15 protein-coding genes are annotated in these 16,226 nt (G+C 62.1%); 9 read left to right on the top strand and 6 right to left on the bottom strand.

Annotated elements, in window-relative coordinates:
- Positions 1 to 42: 42 nt before the first annotated feature.
- Positions 43 to 972 carry a HEPN domain-containing protein gene (locus ACT17R_RS17235; protein ID WP_444809944.1) on the top strand — a complete coding sequence of 310 codons (930 nt, stop codon included), beginning with the start codon at positions 43 to 45 and terminating at the stop codon, positions 970 to 972.
- A 199-nt stretch (positions 973 to 1,171) separates the two neighbouring features.
- On the opposite strand, the gene ACT17R_RS17230 is transcribed toward ACT17R_RS17235, so the two are convergent.
- Both ACT17R_RS17230 and ACT17R_RS17225 read right to left on the bottom strand, forming a co-directional pair.
- A complete protein-coding gene (locus ACT17R_RS17230) occupies positions 1,172 to 1,402 on the bottom strand; it encodes a conjugal transfer protein TraD (RefSeq protein WP_444809941.1) in 231 nt (76 codons plus the stop codon).
- A gap of 16 nt (positions 1,403 to 1,418) precedes the next feature.
- Positions 1,419 to 1,742 (bottom strand): conjugal transfer protein TraD, encoded by a 324-nt coding sequence (locus tag ACT17R_RS17225; RefSeq protein WP_444809940.1) that lies wholly within the window; start codon positions 1,740 to 1,742, stop codon positions 1,419 to 1,421.
- A gap of 171 nt (positions 1,743 to 1,913) precedes the next feature.
- Between ACT17R_RS17225 and traA the strand changes: the two genes are divergently transcribed.
- Both traA and ACT17R_RS17215 read left to right on the top strand, forming a co-directional pair.
- Positions 1,914 to 4,832, top strand: coding sequence for a Ti-type conjugative transfer relaxase TraA (gene traA / locus ACT17R_RS17220; protein WP_444809939.1), 2,919 nt, complete (start codon positions 1,914 to 1,916; stop codon positions 4,830 to 4,832).
- A complete protein-coding gene (locus ACT17R_RS17215; RefSeq protein ID WP_444809938.1) occupies positions 4,816 to 5,574 on the top strand; it encodes a DUF6118 family protein in 759 nt (252 codons plus the stop codon). The genes traA and ACT17R_RS17215 overlap by 17 nt, the downstream gene beginning before the upstream one ends.
- A 260-nt stretch (positions 5,575 to 5,834) precedes the next feature.
- On the opposite strand, the gene ACT17R_RS17210 is transcribed toward ACT17R_RS17215, so the two are convergent.
- From ACT17R_RS17210 to ACT17R_RS17200, 3 genes are read right to left on the bottom strand one after another with little or no spacing between them, the layout of a single operon-like run.
- A complete protein-coding gene (locus ACT17R_RS17210; protein WP_444809937.1) occupies positions 5,835 to 6,230 on the bottom strand; it encodes an enoyl-CoA hydratase-related protein in 396 nt (131 codons plus the stop codon).
- 28 nt (positions 6,231 to 6,258) lie between these two features.
- Positions 6,259 to 7,395 carry an acyl-CoA dehydrogenase family protein gene (locus ACT17R_RS17205; RefSeq protein ID WP_444809936.1) on the bottom strand — a complete coding sequence of 379 codons (1,137 nt, stop codon included), beginning with the start codon at positions 7,393 to 7,395 and terminating at the stop codon, positions 6,259 to 6,261.
- Complete coding sequence (locus tag ACT17R_RS17200; protein ID WP_444809935.1) at positions 7,395 to 7,790, bottom strand: RidA family protein; 396 nt, start codon at positions 7,788 to 7,790, stop codon at positions 7,395 to 7,397. The genes ACT17R_RS17205 and ACT17R_RS17200 overlap by 1 nt, the downstream gene beginning before the upstream one ends.
- 277 nt (positions 7,791 to 8,067) lie before the next feature.
- Between ACT17R_RS17200 and ACT17R_RS17195 the strand changes: the two genes are divergently transcribed.
- The 6 genes from ACT17R_RS17195 to ACT17R_RS17170 all read left to right on the top strand — a co-directional run bounded on the left by ACT17R_RS17195 (position 8,068) and on the right by ACT17R_RS17170 (position 14,502).
- A complete protein-coding gene (locus tag ACT17R_RS17195; protein ID WP_444809934.1) occupies positions 8,068 to 8,802 on the top strand; it encodes an RraA family protein in 735 nt (244 codons plus the stop codon).
- A complete protein-coding gene (locus ACT17R_RS17190) occupies positions 8,799 to 9,809 on the top strand; it encodes an amidohydrolase family protein (protein ID WP_444809933.1) in 1,011 nt (336 codons plus the stop codon). The genes ACT17R_RS17195 and ACT17R_RS17190 overlap by 4 nt, the downstream gene beginning before the upstream one ends.
- The gene (locus ACT17R_RS17185) at positions 9,809 to 10,804 is read left to right on the top strand and encodes a hypothetical protein (protein ID WP_444809932.1); all 996 of its coding nucleotides are present in this window, start codon (positions 9,809 to 9,811) and stop codon (positions 10,802 to 10,804) included. Before ACT17R_RS17190 ends, ACT17R_RS17185 begins: the two co-directional genes overlap by 1 nt.
- A 48-nt stretch (positions 10,805 to 10,852) precedes the next feature.
- Complete coding sequence (locus ACT17R_RS17180; protein WP_444809931.1) at positions 10,853 to 11,518, top strand: RraA family protein; 666 nt, start codon at positions 10,853 to 10,855, stop codon at positions 11,516 to 11,518.
- Complete coding sequence (locus ACT17R_RS17175; RefSeq protein WP_444809930.1) at positions 11,515 to 12,192, top strand: RraA family protein; 678 nt, start codon at positions 11,515 to 11,517, stop codon at positions 12,190 to 12,192. Before ACT17R_RS17180 ends, ACT17R_RS17175 begins: the two co-directional genes overlap by 4 nt.
- Positions 12,193 to 12,276: 84 nt before the next feature.
- The gene (locus ACT17R_RS17170) at positions 12,277 to 14,502 is read left to right on the top strand and encodes a TonB-dependent receptor (RefSeq protein ID WP_444809929.1); all 2,226 of its coding nucleotides are present in this window, start codon (positions 12,277 to 12,279) and stop codon (positions 14,500 to 14,502) included.
- Positions 14,503 to 14,598: 96 nt separating this feature from the next.
- Here ACT17R_RS17170 and ACT17R_RS17165 read toward each other — a convergent pair whose 3' ends face one another.
- Complete coding sequence (locus tag ACT17R_RS17165; RefSeq protein ID WP_444809928.1) at positions 14,599 to 16,200, bottom strand: fatty acid--CoA ligase; 1,602 nt, start codon at positions 16,198 to 16,200, stop codon at positions 14,599 to 14,601.
- Between the last annotated feature and the right edge of the window lie 26 nt (positions 16,201 to 16,226).

Raw genomic sequence — 16,226 nt, 5'->3', positions numbered from 1 at the left:
CGCTTGCCATCCGGCCCGCGCGATTACAGGGTGATAATCATCATGCGTACCGACCTTGATCATCTTCCGGCCGCCAAGCAGCGCGAACTCGAGCGCGTGAAGGCGATCATCTTCGAGGAATTTGCCGACAGCATCGCGCTGGCGACGATGAGCTGGAAGAAGAAGGGCCGCATCGACAAGATCATCCTTTACGGCAGCTATGCGCGCGGCGGCTGGGTCGATGAACCGCACACCGCCAAGGGCTATCGCTCGGACTTCGACCTGCTCATCATCGTCAGCGACAAAAGGCTCATCGACAAGGTCGATGTCTGGTCGAAGCTCGACGACCGGTTCGCCCGTGAGCTTCTGATCGACCAGACCCTCAAAACGCCAGTGAACTTCATCGTCCACACGTTGCAGGAAGTGAACGACGGGCTCGCGCACGGCCGCTATTTCTTCATGGACGTCGCGCGCGACGGGATCGCGCTCTACGAGAGCGATGACAAGCCGCTCCACACTCCGAAGCCCAAGACGCCGCAGCAGGCTCTGGCGATGGCGCAAGAGTATTTTGAAGATTGGATTCCTGGCGCATCGGAATTTTTGGAAGGCTACAAATTTTACCTGACTCGTCGCAGCTACAAGAAGGCGGCCTTTCTTCTGCATCAGGGCACAGAAAGCCTTTATCACGGCGTCCTTCTGGTCTCCACTTTCTACAGCCCCCATGTCCACAATCTCGGATTCCTCCGCACGCAGGCCGAGCGCATCGACATGCGCCTCGTCGATGCCTGGCCGCGCGAGATGAAAGCCGATCGGTCGCGCTTCGAGAAGCTCAAGGAAGCCTATGTGAAGGCGCGCTACAGCAAGCATTACCGGATAACCGAGGAGGAACTGCGGTGGCTCGGCGAACGTGTCGAAGAATTGGGCCGCGCGGTTCATGCTGTTTGTTCGGAGCGGATTGCCGCGCTCGAGACCACAATGGCGAAGGCCGGCTGATCCTTGCCACGCCGATCGACAATAGCCGGCCAGATCGAGGCGCTGATCCAGCGCCTCGAAGGCGTCGCGATCTGCGATGACTGCGTCACGGACAGGCTCAACCTGTCGGTTCGCTCACAGGCCAATGTTGTGACGCGCGGTCTCGGCGGCGCGGGCGGCTATGCGCGAGAGAAGCGCCACTGCGGATTTTGCGGTTCGGTCAAGGTCTCGACGTCGCATCGGCGCTGAGGTCATCGGCAAACGCGCGCTTCCCGCGCCGTCGCCAGAGCGTGAGCTGCCGCTCGCGCGCTTCGCTTCGCAGCGTCGCGGCGGCTTCCACAAGTAGCCCCAGAATGACGGCGCGATCGTCGCCGGTGAGCTCGACGAGATCGGCTTTGGCGACGAGGCCGCCGAGTTCGATCAGCTGGCGCGTGCGCTCGCGCCGCTTCACCTGCCACGCCCGCGTGTCATGCAGCGCCCGTTTCGCCTGAACGCGATTGCGCGCCTGCATCGCTCGCCGATGCGCCGCCCGCGTTGCTGCGAGTGCCCTTGCGAGCGTGGGCGCCGTCCCCGCGAAAGAAGGCCGCGCCGCTCTTGCGCCACGCCTCCTTCATGCTGACGTCTGCACCGACAGCCTCAAGCAGCGCGCCGGCGAGCTGCTCAATCGACAGCGCGTCGGCGCCGCAAGCAATCACCAGCTCGCCGAGCTGGCCTTGCTTCTTCGTCTTGAGCGTTTTCGCCTTGTCAGTGAGCGCCTGGAGTTCGGCATCATAATCACGCAGTTTACGCATCGTCTGTCCTTCTATTCGAGAGGGCGGACGAACCAGCTATGCCGAATATCAAAGCCCGGCAAGGCGCTGAAATTTCTTGCGACTTTGTGATCCAGCGCGCGATCAAATCGGGCGAGGGCGCGCTTATACGTCGTGCCGACGTGCTTGTTTTGCTGTAAATGGATAGCCCTCATGGCGATCTACCATTTCTCGGCAAAAGTGATTTCCCGCGCTGCCGGCAGCAGCGCGGTCGCGGCAGCGGCTTATCGTTCGGCCGACCGGCTGCACGACGAGCGCCTCGGCCGTGCCCATGACTTCTCGAACAAGGCGGGCGTCGTCCACAGCGAAGTGATGCTGCCAGAGGGGGCCGATGAACGCTGGCTGGATCGCGAACAGCTCTGGAATGATCTTGAGGCAGCGGAGGTGCGCAAGGATGCCCAGCTGGCACGCGAGATCGAGTTCGCAATCCCGCGCGAGATGAGCGAAAGCCAAGGGATCGAGCTCGCCCGCGACTTCGTGGCGCGCGAGTTCGTCGACCGCGGCATGATCGCGGATCTCAATGTCCATTGGGATATCGGCGCCGATGGTCTCGCCAAGCCGCACGCGCACGTCATGCTGACGATGCGCGAGATCAGGGTCGGTGAGGATGGGTCGGCAGAGTTCGGCGCGAAGGTGCGCGAGTGGAACCGCACCGAGCTGCTGTCGCATTGGCGCGAGGCCTGGGCCGACCATGTGAACGAACGACTGGCGACATTGGACATCGATGCGCGCGTCGATCATCGCACCTTGGAAGCGCAAGGCATCGACCTTGAGCCGCAGCACAAGATCGGTCCGGCGGCCTCGCGCATGGCGGGGCAGGGGCTTGAGGCCGATCGGCTCGCCGAGCATCTGGAGATTGCGCGCTCGAACGGCGATAAGATCCGTGCCGATCCAAGCATCGCTCTCGACGCCATCACGCACCGCCAGGCGACGTTCACGACCCGCGACCTTGCGATGTTCGTACACCGGCACAGCGACGGCAAGGAGCAGTTCGACGCCGTCATGTCGGCGGTGAAGGCGTCGCCCGAGCTGGTTGCGCTCGGAAAGGACGGGCTCAACCAACACCGGTTTACCTCGCGCTCGATGATCGAGATCGAACAGCGCCTCGAACAGGCGACGGCGACGCTCGATGCACGGCGCAATCATGGCGTTGCCGAGCGGCATCGCGAACGGGCGCTCGCGAGCGCTTCGGCGCGTGGGCTCGACCTCTCCGCCGAGCAGCGCGGCGCGCTCGAACATGTCACATCGGCACGCGGGATCAGCAATGTCATCGGCTATGCCGGAACGGGGAAGAGCGCGATGCTCGGCGTCGCTCGCGAAGCTTGGGAAGTGGCGGGCTATCAAGTGCAGGGCGCAGCGCTGTCAGGCATTGCGGCCGAGGGCCTCGAGCATGGTTCCGGTATCGCATCGCGCACTCTCGCGAGTCTCGAACATCAATGGGCGAACGACCGCGAACGGCTAACCGACAAGCATATCCTCGTAATCGACGAAGCCGGCATGGTCGGTACGCGCCAGCTTGAGCGCGTCGTGTCCGAGGCGGAGCGACAGGGCGCGAAGGTCGTTCTCGTCGGCGATCCCGAGCAGTTGCAGGCGATCGAAGCGGGCGCGGCGTTCCGCGCGGCGGCCGAGCGTCACGGTGCTGTTGAGATCATGGACATCCGCCGCCAGCAGGAAGACTGGCAGCGCGACGCGACGCGCGAGCTTGCTACCGGGCGAACCGGCGAGGCGATCGGGCGCTACGCGGATGCAGGCTTTGTGCATGCGGCGGAGACGCGCGAGGCAGCGCGAGCCGAACTCGTCGATGCGTGGGATCGTGATCGGCAGACGCATCCCGATGCCAGCCGGATCATCCTCACCCACACCAATGACGAGGTTCGTGAGCTCAACGAGGCGGTGCGCGAGCGGCTGAAGGCAAGTGGAGCACTTTCCGACGAAGTCCCCCTGAAGGTCGAGCGTGGCGAGCGAAGCTTCGCGGCAGGCGATCGCATCATGTTCCTCAAGAATGAGCGCGATCTCGGCGTGAAGAACGGGTCGCTGGGTAGCGTCGACAGCGTCAGCGCTGCACGCATGGCGGTGACCCTCGACGACGGGCGACGCGTGGCGTTCGATCTGAAGGACTACGCCCATGTCGATCATGGCTATGCGGCGACGATCCACAAGGCGCAGGGCATGACAGTGGACCGGGCGCACGTGCTGGCGACGCCGGGCATGGATCGGCACGGAGCTTACGTGGCGATGTCGCGGCATCGCGAGGCTGTCGACGTCCACTACGGCAAGGATGACTTCTCCAGTCAGGCGAAACTAGTGCGCACGCTCGGCCGCGAGCGCGGCAAGGACATGGCGAGCGATTACCGGGCCAAGAATATCGGGACGGAGCAGTCTCAGAAGGTGGCCGAACCGAGGCGTAGCATGTTCGACGGCCTGAAACTGACTGTCTCGCGGGCGGCGCTCGGCGACGTCGCGCCTGAGTGGCTACCTGAGAAAGAGCCGGCAAAGATACGTATCAGCGCGCGCGGCCTTGGTGCCCCGTCGCGGTACCCGCTCGACAAGGCGGTCGAACGCTATGCCCGCGCCCAGCGCGATATAGACCGCATGCATGCCAAAGGACTGTCTCCGATCAGCCACCAGCTGCGAAGCCTCGAGGCCGCGGCCCGCGACGTCGATGCACTCGGCAGCGGAGGAGCCAAAGATCTGGCCGCGGCGCTCCGCAAGGATCCCTCTCTCGCCAACGAGGCGGTAGCGGGCCGCACACAGCGCGCGGCGGAAGCAATGCGCGCCGAGACCAGGCTGCGGATCGAGGCGCCGGCGCGGGCGGATCGCTTCGTTGCCGAATGGCAAGCACGATCGATGGCGCTACGCGAACACAAGGCCGCCTATGACCATGCCGGCGCGAAGCGTGTCGGGGCAGAGCTTAACGACATGGCGAAGAGCCTGCACCGCGACCCGCAGCTCGAGTCGCTGCTCCGGAACCGCACCCACGACCTCGGTCTGAAATCACTTGAGAAAGGATCGGTGTCTCAGGCTCTCCAGGATTATCTCCGCCCCTCGCGTTCGCTTGGGCTGGGGCTGTAAGCCCCGGCTCATGACCGAAAATACATCCCAAGAGACCGGCGATGACCCGATCTCTCCCGATGACGTCCCGCTCGATGCCGCCTTTGGGCGGCTGTCGGGCCGGATCTCTACGCTGACGAGAGCGGTGGACCGCTTTGCCGATCGCCAGGACGAGCTTGTCGGCCGCGATTACAGCGAGGATCTTGCGAAGATCGCGCAGCGGTTCGAGGAAACGAGCGAGGAGCTTGAGAATCTCGCACGCCAGCCAGTCCTTCAGCTGACGCTCGACCGGCTCTCTGAACAGCTCGGAACTGCTAGCGCCCGCGTGCGAGCGGACGATCACGCCAAATGGCAGAGTGCCCAGAATCAGCTTGAAGGCGTTGCTCGCGCGCTGGGGCAAAGGCTTGGCGCCGCGCGCGCCCGCGACGAGCAGAACAGATGGATCGCCATCGGCGCCGGGATCGCAGCGGTCCTCGCCTTTGTTGCCGGATGCACGATACCGCCCGTCATCGCTCGCACGGCGCCCGAAAGCTGGCAATGGCCCGAGCGCCGCGCCGCCGACCTGCTCTCCAGCGATATGTGGGGCGCCGGCGTTCGGCTGATGCAGGCAGCAGACCCCGAGCGTTGGAATGTGCTGGCATGGGCATCTCGAATCCACGGTCAGAACGACAAGGCTATTGAGGGCTGTCGCAAGCAAGCTGACCGCCGGAAGAAGCCCGTAGCTTGCTCCATCCAGATCGAGCCGAGCAAGGTGTCATCCTAAATTTCGGCTTTGCGCCCGATCCAGGTCGTAGCCGGCTCCGGGGCCGCCGCCTGAAAGCTGCCACTCGCGAGGTCGCGACTATGTGGCAGCAATGCGCCTGATCGCGCGGGTTCCGCGACCTATCGGCCTTGAGCAGATATTCTTTTGGTACCTGACGGAGGCTGATGGCGGCGACGATGTTAACCGAAGCATGGCCGGGGAGCTCTCAAGATTTGGCTGTCTGCTGAATTGAAGCGCATATTCGCCAATCAACCCCCGCTTCAGCTCTGCATCCGCCCACGCTCGGTGACTTCCGTTCGTTGGCGCGCGATGTCCATTGCCTTTACGTTTCGGTTAGCCCGCGCGGCCCATTCGCTTTCGAGATTGAGGCCTTCGCCCAATGGCAACATATAACCATCGTCGATGAGCTGCCGATACCGCCGCACTGTGGGCTGATCTGCGCTTGCAATGTCCTTACCTAGGTCTACCGCAGCGGATAGGAGCTCCGCAGGCTTGAAAACCTGATTTACTAACCCCCATGCCAGAGCATCCTCCGCGCCAAGAAAGTTGCCGGACAGAGACAGCTGCTTGGCTCGGCCTAAACCGATCGCGCGCGAAAGTTTTTGCGACAGCCCCCATCCCGGCATCACGGAGCGGTTTACAATCACTTGGGACATGAGGATGCCTTCTTGACCGAGCGCGGCATCAAATCGCCCGGCCGACTACAAGTTTCAAAATCTCGGAGGTTCCTCCGTATATTCGCTGTACCCGCGCGTCGCGCCAGAGGCGGGCAATCGGATATTCGTTCATATATCCGGCGCCGCCGTGGATTTGCAGGGCCGCATCGACGATGTCCCATTGGCTCTCCGTGTGCCAAAGCTTGGCCGCTGAAGCTTCGACTGTCGAAAGTTCCCCCGCGACATGGCGTGTGATGGCCCAGTCGAGATGAGCCCATCCGACCTGCAGCTTTGCCGCGATATCGGCGAGAGTGAACCTCGTATGCTGAAAGTCTATGACCGTTTTACCGAAAGCCTTCCGGTCCCGCGCGAACCGCACGGCTTCGTCAAATGCCCTCTGAGCGCCGGCTTGGCCCATGATAGCCTGCGATAATCTTTCTTGCGGAAGAAGGTTCATGATCGAGGCGAAACCTCGACCCTCAGGGCCGAGCATGGCTGATGCCGGCACGCGGACGTCGGCGAAAAAGAGTTCCGACGTGTCCGCTGAATGCTGACCGATTTTGTCCAGCTTACGTCCGCGCTTGAAGCCGTCCATCCCATCGTCGACAATGAAGAGGCTCACGCCCTTCGCCCCGAGCGAGGGATCGGTCTTGGCCGCGACAATCACGAAATCGCAATTTTGCCCGCTCGAGATGAATGTCTTGGAGCCGTTGATCAGGAAGTCCGCGCCGTCGCGAACCGCGGTGGTGCGGATCGCCTGAAGATCGGAGCCGGCGCCCGGTTCGGTCATCGCGATGGCCGCGATTATGCTCCCGTCGACCATCCCAGGGAGATAGGAACGGCGCTGCGCCTCGCTGCCGATATGAACGAGATAATCGGCGATGATATCCGACTGTAGCGGGAGGCTCGCCGAGGACCCGCAGTAGCTGAGCTCTTCGGTAATGATCGCATTGAAGCTGAAATCGAGCCCCGGACCGCCATAGGCCTCATCAACCGTCGGGCACAGGAGCCCTGCGGCGCCGGCCTTCCGCCAGAAGGCCTTGTCGACGATTCGCTCCGCTTCCCATCGATCGAGGTCCAGTTCGGCAGCAAAGAATTTGCGCACGCTCTCGCGAAAAATGGTGTGTGTCTCGGTTTCAAATGAACGTCGCTGGGGGATGGGCATTACGCAAGCTCGATCCAGGCTGTGGCGTCGCATTGAACCAGCATGTTGCCCGGCAAACGCTCGTTCACGATAGTGTGGCGTGCGGGGCGTGATTTTGCGTCGGGAAAAACATGACGCCATACGGGATTGATGACTTCTCGTACCGCCGCGTCTTTCACATAAACCGTAATTTTGGCGATCGATTCCGCGGATCCGCCCGCAGCTTCCATGATCGAGACCAGATTGTCGAACATGAGGCGAGCTTGCTCGCTAGCCTCGTCGGGAATCACGCCGCGCGCGCGGTCCACGCCGAAAACGCCGCCCGTCATGAGCAAAGGGCCAACCAGAGACGCGGCGGGAATGGGCTGGTCGCCATGGCGAAAGCCCTCGATCTCGATGCTTCTTCTGAGCCTCATCTTTCCAACCTCTCCTTTTCTCGTCATCCGGCCCCACACAGTGGATCGCCGGTGCGCACTAATGTCGACCAAAAGGCGCAGAGCCCTTGGCAGGGCGCATAACCCAGCGCGCCAAGGCGAGCGCCGTCACGGATGCCGTCCACCCGCTGGACCGAGTTTTACTTTCCATCTGGACTATAATAAAGAGAAATATATTCCTCAAGGAGTGCGTAGGGAAAGGGTGGCGGGCATCGCTCGCCACGCCGTCCCATCCGGACATGCGTGTCAGCCTTCGCTCATGGCCACATATATTTTCCGGATCGACGATCTTGTTGTTGCTAAATTGTCCAATAGGGATAATATAGCGCAAAACTTATACCGAGGGGGTGGGTACATGTCGGAGGCTGAGGGCCTGTTTCGTCGCGCTTCAGGGGTTGGAACGGCGTCGTTACACGAGGCCGCGAAACGTCGCGGCGCCTTGCCCTGGTCGCTGAAACCCCTCTCGCCCCAAATGGCTGTCGCCGGTCCCGCCTTCACGGTCCGCTCGCCTTTGGGAGATAATCTCTGGCTCCATCGCGCGCTCGAACAGGCCGCTGCAGGCGACATCCTTGTCGTGGATGCGGGAAACGGGTCGGGCTTCGGATATTGGGGCGAAGTCATGGCCCGCGCTGCGCTTGCCCGGGGCATCGCAGGCCTCGTCCTGAGCGGCGGCGTTCGGGACAGCGCGCGTCTCATCGAGCTTGGCCTTCCGACATTCTGCCTCTCGGTCGCCATCCAGGGCACCGGCAAGAATTTCGCGGGCGATGGGGCGCTTGGCGAGCCCGTCCGGTTTGGTGACGTGCTTGTCAGGCAAAATGATCTGATCGTCGGCGATGCGGATGGTCTCTTCACGATCCCCATCGCCGAAGCGCCGGCGGTCATCGCCGAAGCCGAACGCCGCGAAATCGAGGAGAGCGCCATATTCGCGCGCTTGGCCGCCGGCGAGCTCACCCTCGACATCTACGGTCTACGCAACGGAGAACCGAAATCATGATCATCGACGCGCACGCCCATCTTGTCGCGCCTGCCTCCTTCTACGCCCATCGCAGCAATCTTCTCGTATCGGGAGGACAATATGGCGATCATCTCCACGCTGTCGTAAGCGACCGGGATCTTGCCGCCTGTGCCGACCAGAATGTCGAAATCATGGACGGCGTTGGCACCGACGCCCAGCTCCTCTCGCCGCGACCATTTCTGATGGTCAACGGGACGGCCCGTTGGCACGACATCATCGACTGGACAGTCGACAGCAACGACCTGATCGCGCGAACCGTGAAGCTGCACCCGACGCGCTTTCGCGGCGTCGGGTCGCTCCCGCAGCAGGCGGGCCGGCCCGTGGAATCCCTGTTTGACGAGATAGACCGGCTCGTCGGGGATCTTGGCTTTGTCGGCGTACTGCTCAACCCGGACCCGAGCGAGGGCATGAACGGCAGTCCGCCGCTCGGCGATCCCTATTGGTACCCGCTCTATGAACGGCTCTGCGAGCTCGATTTGCCGGCGCATATCCACTCCGGACAATGCTGCAACGGCCGCGAAACCTACGACGAGCACTTCATGGCAGAGGAGGGGCTCGCGATCACCTCGATCTACCGCGCTGGCGTATTCGACCGATTTCCGGACCTCAAGCTGATGATCAGTCATGGAGGCGGGCCGATCCCCTATCAGATCGGTCGGTGGCGCTCGCATCGCGAAATGGCCCGCGCGGGGGGGCGCGTGCCGCAAGATGCCCCGACGTTCGATGAGGTGCTACGCAAATTCTGGTTCGACACCGTCGTGCACAATCAAGACTCGCTCGAACTGCTGTTCAAGACCGTCGGGCACGATCGCTGCTGCTTCGGCACCGAGCGCCCGGGCTCGGGAGGCGGCATCGATCCCGTATCGGGTCGGCCCTACGACGATATCAAGCCATTTATCGATGCCATTCCTTCGCTCGGCGAGGAAGCCCGAACCGCGATTTTCGAAGGAAATGTCCGCCGCCTCTTTTCGCGACTGGATCTCTGATGGCTGAGATTGTCCTCGGTGTTGCGACATCGCACAGTCCGATGCTCACCCTTGAAGGCGATGATTGGCACAATCGTGCCAAAGCAGATTTGAAGAATGACCGGTTGAGCCTCGCTGACGGCAAGCTAGTCGATTATGAGACGCTCGTCGCAATTCGTGGAACGCCCTTTGAGCAGGACGCTCAGCTCGACGTCTTTCGCGAGATTTCCACGCGGTGCCAAGCCCATCTCGACCGGCTCGCCGAGGATATCGCCGAGGCGGCTCCCGACGTCATTGTCGTCATCGGAGACGATCAGGACGAGCTATACGCTCCCGGCAACATGCCTTCGGTTGCGATCTATTGGGGCGATGAAATCACGACCCATTCCGTGGATGACGAATTGCCGCCCTGGATGCAGCGCGTTGCCGAAGGCTATGGGATGGACGAGGTTCATGTCTTTCCAGGGCATTCGGCGCTCGCCCTCGATCTGATTGACGGGCTCATGGAGCGCGAGGTCGACCTCGCGATTGCAGATCGGGTGGCCGACCCGGACAAGGCCGGCTTCGGCCATGCATTCGGCTTTCCGGCAGAACGGCTGTTCGGCGGCAAGGCGATCCCGATGGTCCCGGTGCTGCTCAACACCTATTTCCCGCCAAATGTGCCCAGACCCTCGCGCTGCTTCGACATCGGACTGAAAATCCGCGAAGCGATCGAGGCGAGTCCTCTCGACCTCAAGGTTGCCATCATGGCTTCGGGTGGATTGAGCCATTTTGTCGTCGAAGAAGAGCTCGACCGCAGAGTGATCGAGGGGCTGCGCGAGCCCGAGGGGCATATCCTCCGTTCGCTGCCTTTCGAGGCCCTGAAGGAAGGCTCGTCGGAAATCCTCAATTGGGTGATGACTGCCGGAGCGGTGACGCATCTGCCCCTGTCGTGGATCGAGTATGAGCCCATTCGGCGAACCCCCGCGGGCACCGGGATCGGCTGCGGCTTCGCGACATGGAAGCCCAAGGCATGACTGCTCCCGACCATCATCTGCAGACCTTTCCGAGACCGGAGTTCGACCATGTCGTCTATTGATCACGCCGCGCGACTGCTCGCGCTGGACACGCCGACGCTGTCCGACGCGCTGGACGCTCTGGCGCTATCCGGTGCCGTTTTCGGCATCCGGGCGCTGACGGTGAAGACCAGAATAGCGGGACGAGCGCGCACGGTGAGCCTTGGCGCCCCGAAACAGCACGCGTCCAAGGTGCATCTCGGCACAGGAGCGATCATGGCGGCCGAGGCCGGGGACATCATCGTCGTCGACCATCGGGGCCGCCTCGACGTCTCGGGATGGGGCGGCCTGCTCTCCCGCGGCGCTATCGCGCGAGGGGTCGCGGGGGTCATCGTGGACGGCGCCGTTCGCGACGTGGACGAGGCGGCTGAGCTTGGCCTTCCTGTCTATGCGCGCAGCGGCGTCCCCATCACCGCGCGCGGGCGCGTTGCCGAACTCTCGTTCGAGCAACCAATCAGCTTTGCCGGCGTCGCGGTGGCCCCGGGCGACTGGGTGCTGGCGGATGCGAGTGGCGTCGTCTTTCTTCCGTCGGGCCGTATCGATGAAATCCTTGCACTCGCTGAGCGGATTTTTGCCCGCGAGCAGTTGATGGCGCGCGACATCGAGGCCGGAAAGCCGATCACCACGGTGATGGGCACCGACTATGAGGACATGCTTTCCAAGGTGACATCATGAACGACAATGACCTCGCAGCGCGCTTGCGTGACGCCGGAACCACGGCGCTTTCCGATGCGCTCGACAAGCTTTCCATCGACGGCCAGATTCTGGGCGTCATGCCGGTCATCCGGACGATGAAATTCGCGGGCCGCGCCTTCACGATCCGCATGCTCCCAGTTGGGGCGACGGGGGGCAGCGTCGGCGATTATATCGACGAAGTGCCCGAGGGCCAGGTCGTCGTGATCGACAATGACGGGCGGCTCGATGCGACCGTCTGGGGTGACATTCTGACGTCCGTGGCTTCCACCAAAGGCATCGCTGCCACGGTCATCGACGGTGTCTGCCGCGATTCCGACCGCTGTGTCGAGCTCGGATACCCGGTCTTTGCGCGCGGAAACACTATGCGTACCGGCAAGGATAGGGTGACGGCCGACAGCTATAATGTCGCGGTTCAGATTGCCGGCATCCGCGTCGAGCCGGGAGACTGGCTCGTCGGCGATGCCGATGGCGTCGTTGCCATTCCATCGTCAAAGGCATTCGAGGTTCTCGCTACCGCTGAAGCCATCGAAGCCACCGAGCAGAAGATTCGCGACCTGGTTCGCGGAGGCATGCGGCTGGACGAGGCGCGCCAGTCTCTCGGCTATCACAGCCTTCAAACTCCGACGTCTGAAGCCGCTCGGTTGGGAATCTAAAATATTCCAAATGGGAAGGTTTAGATTGCTAATGAGTTCTAGTTGTGAAATTATACAAAAAAATAATCTTCAAAGGAGGGGACTATGAGTCGTTATATCGGCCTTTTTGTCAGCGTATCGCTGTTGGCGTTTTCGGCGCCTGCTTTTGCCCAAACGGAGGAGGGTGTTGCCGCGGCCCCGTCCGATACCGCCGATGACGGCGAGGCCATTGTCGTCACCGCGCTAAAACGCAGCAGCAGCCTTCAGGACACGCCCGCCACCATCCAGGCGATCGAGCCGGAGCAGCTGGCGAATGCGCAGATTTCCGAGCTTACCAATCTCGGTCGCGTTGTGCCGAGCATGCAGATTTATACCAGTCCGCTCGGCAACCCCTCGCTCTTTCTGTACGGCATGGGCACGTCCGCAACCGGAACGACATTCGAGCAATCGGTCATGCCGTTTTTCAACGGCGTGGCAAACGGCCACGGGCGCTCGCTGCTGGTCGGAACATACGACCTCTCGAGCATCGAAGTGGTCAAGGGCACGCAGGCGATCCTGGGCAAGAATGCGAGCCTCGGGGCGGTGATGGTGAATACCCAGCTACCGCGCGGCGAGTTCGCCGCTTCGCTCACCGGACGTTACGAGTTCAATCTCAATTCGCCCTATATCGAGGGGATGGTGAATATCCCCGTCTCCGACACCCTTTCCGTCCGCTTCGCCGGGCAGTGGAAGAATGACAAAGGCTGGGTGCGCAATAGCTTCCTTGGCCGGGACGAGCCGCGCACCAAATCCTACAGCCTGCGCGCTTCGTTGCTGTGGGAGCCGAGCGACAATTTCAGCTATTCGCTCGTCTATCAGCACGATCAACGGCACCAGCGCGGCGTCAGCTTCGAGTCCGTCGGCTTTACGCCGAGCGCCGGAAATGGTCAGGCGCTCTGCGCGCTTGCCGGGATTACCTGCGATTTCACGCTGAACTTCGAGAACCAGCAGAATCCGGGAACGCGGTTTGGCTCCACGCGCGACTATCAGGAAGGGGACCGGGTGATCGGTACCGGGACGCTCGATCTTGGAGGGCTCACGCTGACCGCGATCAGCGGCTTCATCCGGTACGAGGTGGACTCGGTCGTCGACGTCGACCAGATGCCGCTGCCGCTCTTCACCGCCAACTTGCGCGAATCCGACACCCTCTACTCGCAGGAGCTGCGCCTGGCATCGGCGGAAGACCAACGTTTCCGCTGGCTGATCGGCGCCTATGTCGGGCATGACCGGTTTGCCTTGCCCATCACCTCGATCACCTCTCCGGTCATTGTGTCCGGTGGCACCACATTGTGGGCCATCAATGGCTCGGTGGACTTCGCCTATAGCCAGCGCGCAACCACCTTGTCGGCCTTCGCGCAAGGGTCGTACGACATCACCGACTCTCTCGAGCTGACCGGCGGCCTGCGCTACACAGATGAAACCAAAAAGGCGGTGATCGGCAATACGACCATCACGCCCGGGCTTTATTCCAATGTGCTCCAGCCGCCTTTCCCGCTCACCAAGGTGTCGCGCCACGACGCCACGCCCGACTATGGCGTGTCGCTGAAATATGAAGCCAATCCTGACCTCACCTTATATGTGTCGTACGGGCAGGGCACCAAGAGTGGCGGTTTCAACAACCAGCCGAAGCCTGGCGCAACCTATCAGACCTTCCGCGACAATGCGGAATATCAGGAAGAAACCGCACGGACGATCGAGGCCGGCGTCAAATATTCGCTCGGCCGAGCCGGCTATGTGAACTTGTCTGCCTTCCGCGTGAAGGTCAGCGATTTCCAGAACTCGACCAGCGTCGGTCCGCTGCTTGTTTATCTCTCACGCAATCAGCGCTCGCGTGGCGGTACGCTCGATGCGCTCATCCGGCCGATCCCCGACCTGTCGTTGCGGGCGCAGGTAACCTATGCCGACACGCACGACACCACGGCGAATTTGCCGCTCACCTATGCCCCCAAATGGAGCGGCATCGTCGGTGCCGATTATAAGGGCGATCTCGGCGGACTAAAGCTGGGGGCGGGGATGGAACTGGAGTTCCGCTCGAGCCAGTACAATCGCCAGCCGTCGTCCCCGACCCCGCCGCCGACCGAGTTCATCTACAACTTCGGCTCGGCCCAGCGGCTCAATGCTCGCGTAAGCCTCGCTACGGACGATGATCGTTATGAAATCGCGCTGCTGGGGCGGAATCTGACGAACGAACGCATCGTCGACAGCGCATATGGCGGAACAGGTTTCAGCGGCATTGGCGCAAGCTACGAACGCCCACGGACGATCGCCGTCCAGGTGACCGCCCGCTACTAAAGGATCCGCTTCTCCCAAAGCCTTGGTGCCCCGGCTCTCCTTGCGCCGGGGCTCTTTTTTGCGTGCGCGCGGCTCAAATGAGAGGAACGCGGTCTGTCAGTTGACCTGCCGGTTTCGACCCGCCCAATAGGGCTCGCGAAGCTCCTTTTTGAGTATCTTTCCGCTCGCATTGCGCGGCAGCGTATCGACGATATCAATGGACTTCGGCGCCTTGAAGCCCGCGAGCCGCTCACGCGTGAAGGCGATGAGGTCCTCAGGCGCAATGATCGCGTCAGGCTTGGCAACGATGATCGCCTTGACCGCTTCTCCCCATTTCTCGTCGGGTACCCCGATCACGGCTGCTTCTGCGACCTGAGGGTGAGCATAAAGAACCGCCTCGACTTCGGCAGGATAGACATTCTCGCCGCCGGTAAGGACCATGTCCTTCACCCGGTCGCAAATATATAGATAGCCGTCCGGGTCGAGGTAGCCCGCGTCGCCGGTTCGAAGCCATCCGTCTGCATCCACCGTGCTCCCCGTTGCTTCGGGAAGCTTCCAATATCCGGCCATATTGGCGTCGGAGCGCGTGGCGATTTCGCCGACTTCATTGGCGCCGAGCACTTCGCCCTCGTCGCCGAGAATGCGAATTTCGACGCCGGGAAGCGGCTTCCCAGCCGATTTCATCCGCTCATTGCCTCGGACATCATGATCCTCGGCGCCGAGTGCCACGATCGTTCCCGATGTCTCTGTCATTCCATATTGCTGAACCAGTCCGGCTCCGATGACGTCGATCGCTTCCTGCAGCAGTGGCAAGGGCATCGGGGACGCCCCGTACAAGATGTGGCGGACGCGGCTATAGTCGGTCGACCGCGCCTCGGGATGCCGTACGAGGATCTGGAGCGCGGTAGGGACGATGAAAAATTTGCTGACGCGCTCATTGCGGATCGTCTCAAGCACGATTTCCGGCGTGAACTCGCGAACGATAAGCCCTGTCGCACCGTGGAACAAGGCCATCAGGCCATAACCCGAACCACCGATGTGACCGACGGGCATGGCGATGAGCGCGACTTCATCCTCGCCCCATATATCCCAGTCGATGCGAGCCGCCTTGCATCGCATTCGCATCGCGAAGATATTGCGCGCGGTCAGCATGACTCCTTTGGGCTTGCCCGTGGTACCGGACGTGTAAAGCTGCAGAAAGACGGTGTCCGGGTCTTCGACCGGCGAGCCGGATGGGGTCAAGGCTCCGGCAAGAAACGTCTCGAAAGCCCTGGGATCCTCTGCGCCACCAACCGAGATGACGCGGCGCAGCGCCTTCGCCCGTTCCGAAACATATTTGCCGATCGCCGCCGTTTCGCTTTCCACGAACAAAAGCCGCGCTTCGGTGTCGTTGACGATATATTCGACCTCGGCAGACGCGAGGCGCCACCCGATCGGGACCATCACGGCCCCGAGCCGTGCCGCGCCGTAAAGCAGCAAAAAATAGGCGGCCGAGTTTTTTCCATAATAGGCGATGCGGTCGCCCATCGCGACGCCATCGGCTTCCAGCGCCGCGGCCGTCCGCGCGACCTCGCGCTCCAACGCCGCATAGCTGAGATCGCTTTCTTCGAAACGAAGGGCAAGCCGGTCGGGGTTTGCTTGCGCATGGCGCGCGATCAGCGAGCTTACCGTCGGGACGCTCGAGTCCTGACTGCAACTCGCACTGGCATTTACGGACATCAGGCTACCTCGGGGTCAAATCGATG

The organism is Sphingopyxis sp. Q841 (assembly GCF_052384365.1).
GTDB classification, from domain to species: domain Bacteria; phylum Pseudomonadota; class Alphaproteobacteria; order Sphingomonadales; family Sphingomonadaceae; genus Sphingopyxis; species Sphingopyxis terrae_A.
This window is presented reverse-complemented; position numbering and strand designations above follow the sequence as displayed.

Excerpts from the sequence above, each read along its gene's own strand:
- ACT17R_RS17185 (WP_444809932.1), top strand. The coding sequence starts at position 9,809 with ATGGCTGAGATTGTCCTCGGTGTTGCGACATCGCACAGTCCGATGCTC.
- ACT17R_RS17180 (WP_444809931.1), top strand. The coding sequence starts at position 10,853 with ATGTCGTCTATTGATCACGCCGCGCGACTGCTCGCGCTGGACACGCCG.
- ACT17R_RS17200 (WP_444809935.1), bottom strand. The coding sequence starts at position 7,790 with ATGAGGCTCAGAAGAAGCATCGAGATCGAGGGCTTTCGCCATGGCGAC.
- ACT17R_RS17225 (WP_444809940.1), bottom strand. The coding sequence starts at position 1,742 with ATGCGTAAACTGCGTGATTATGATGCCGAACTCCAGGCGCTCACTGAC.
- ACT17R_RS17235 (WP_444809944.1), top strand. The coding sequence starts at position 43 with ATGCGTACCGACCTTGATCATCTTCCGGCCGCCAAGCAGCGCGAACTC.
- traA (WP_444809939.1), top strand. The coding sequence starts at position 1,914 with ATGGCGATCTACCATTTCTCGGCAAAAGTGATTTCCCGCGCTGCCGGC.
- ACT17R_RS17165 (WP_444809928.1), bottom strand. The coding sequence starts at position 16,200 with ATGTCCGTAAATGCCAGTGCGAGTTGCAGTCAGGACTCGAGCGTCCCG.
- ACT17R_RS17195 (WP_444809934.1), top strand. The coding sequence starts at position 8,068 with ATGGCCACATATATTTTCCGGATCGACGATCTTGTTGTTGCTAAATTG.
- ACT17R_RS17190 (WP_444809933.1), top strand. The coding sequence starts at position 8,799 with ATGATCATCGACGCGCACGCCCATCTTGTCGCGCCTGCCTCCTTCTAC.
- ACT17R_RS17205 (WP_444809936.1), bottom strand. The coding sequence starts at position 7,395 with ATGCCCATCCCCCAGCGACGTTCATTTGAAACCGAGACACACACCATT.
- ACT17R_RS17175 (WP_444809930.1), top strand. The coding sequence starts at position 11,515 with ATGAACGACAATGACCTCGCAGCGCGCTTGCGTGACGCCGGAACCACG.
- ACT17R_RS17210 (WP_444809937.1), bottom strand. The coding sequence starts at position 6,230 with ATGTCCCAAGTGATTGTAAACCGCTCCGTGATGCCGGGATGGGGGCTG.
- ACT17R_RS17170 (WP_444809929.1), top strand. The coding sequence starts at position 12,277 with ATGAGTCGTTATATCGGCCTTTTTGTCAGCGTATCGCTGTTGGCGTTT.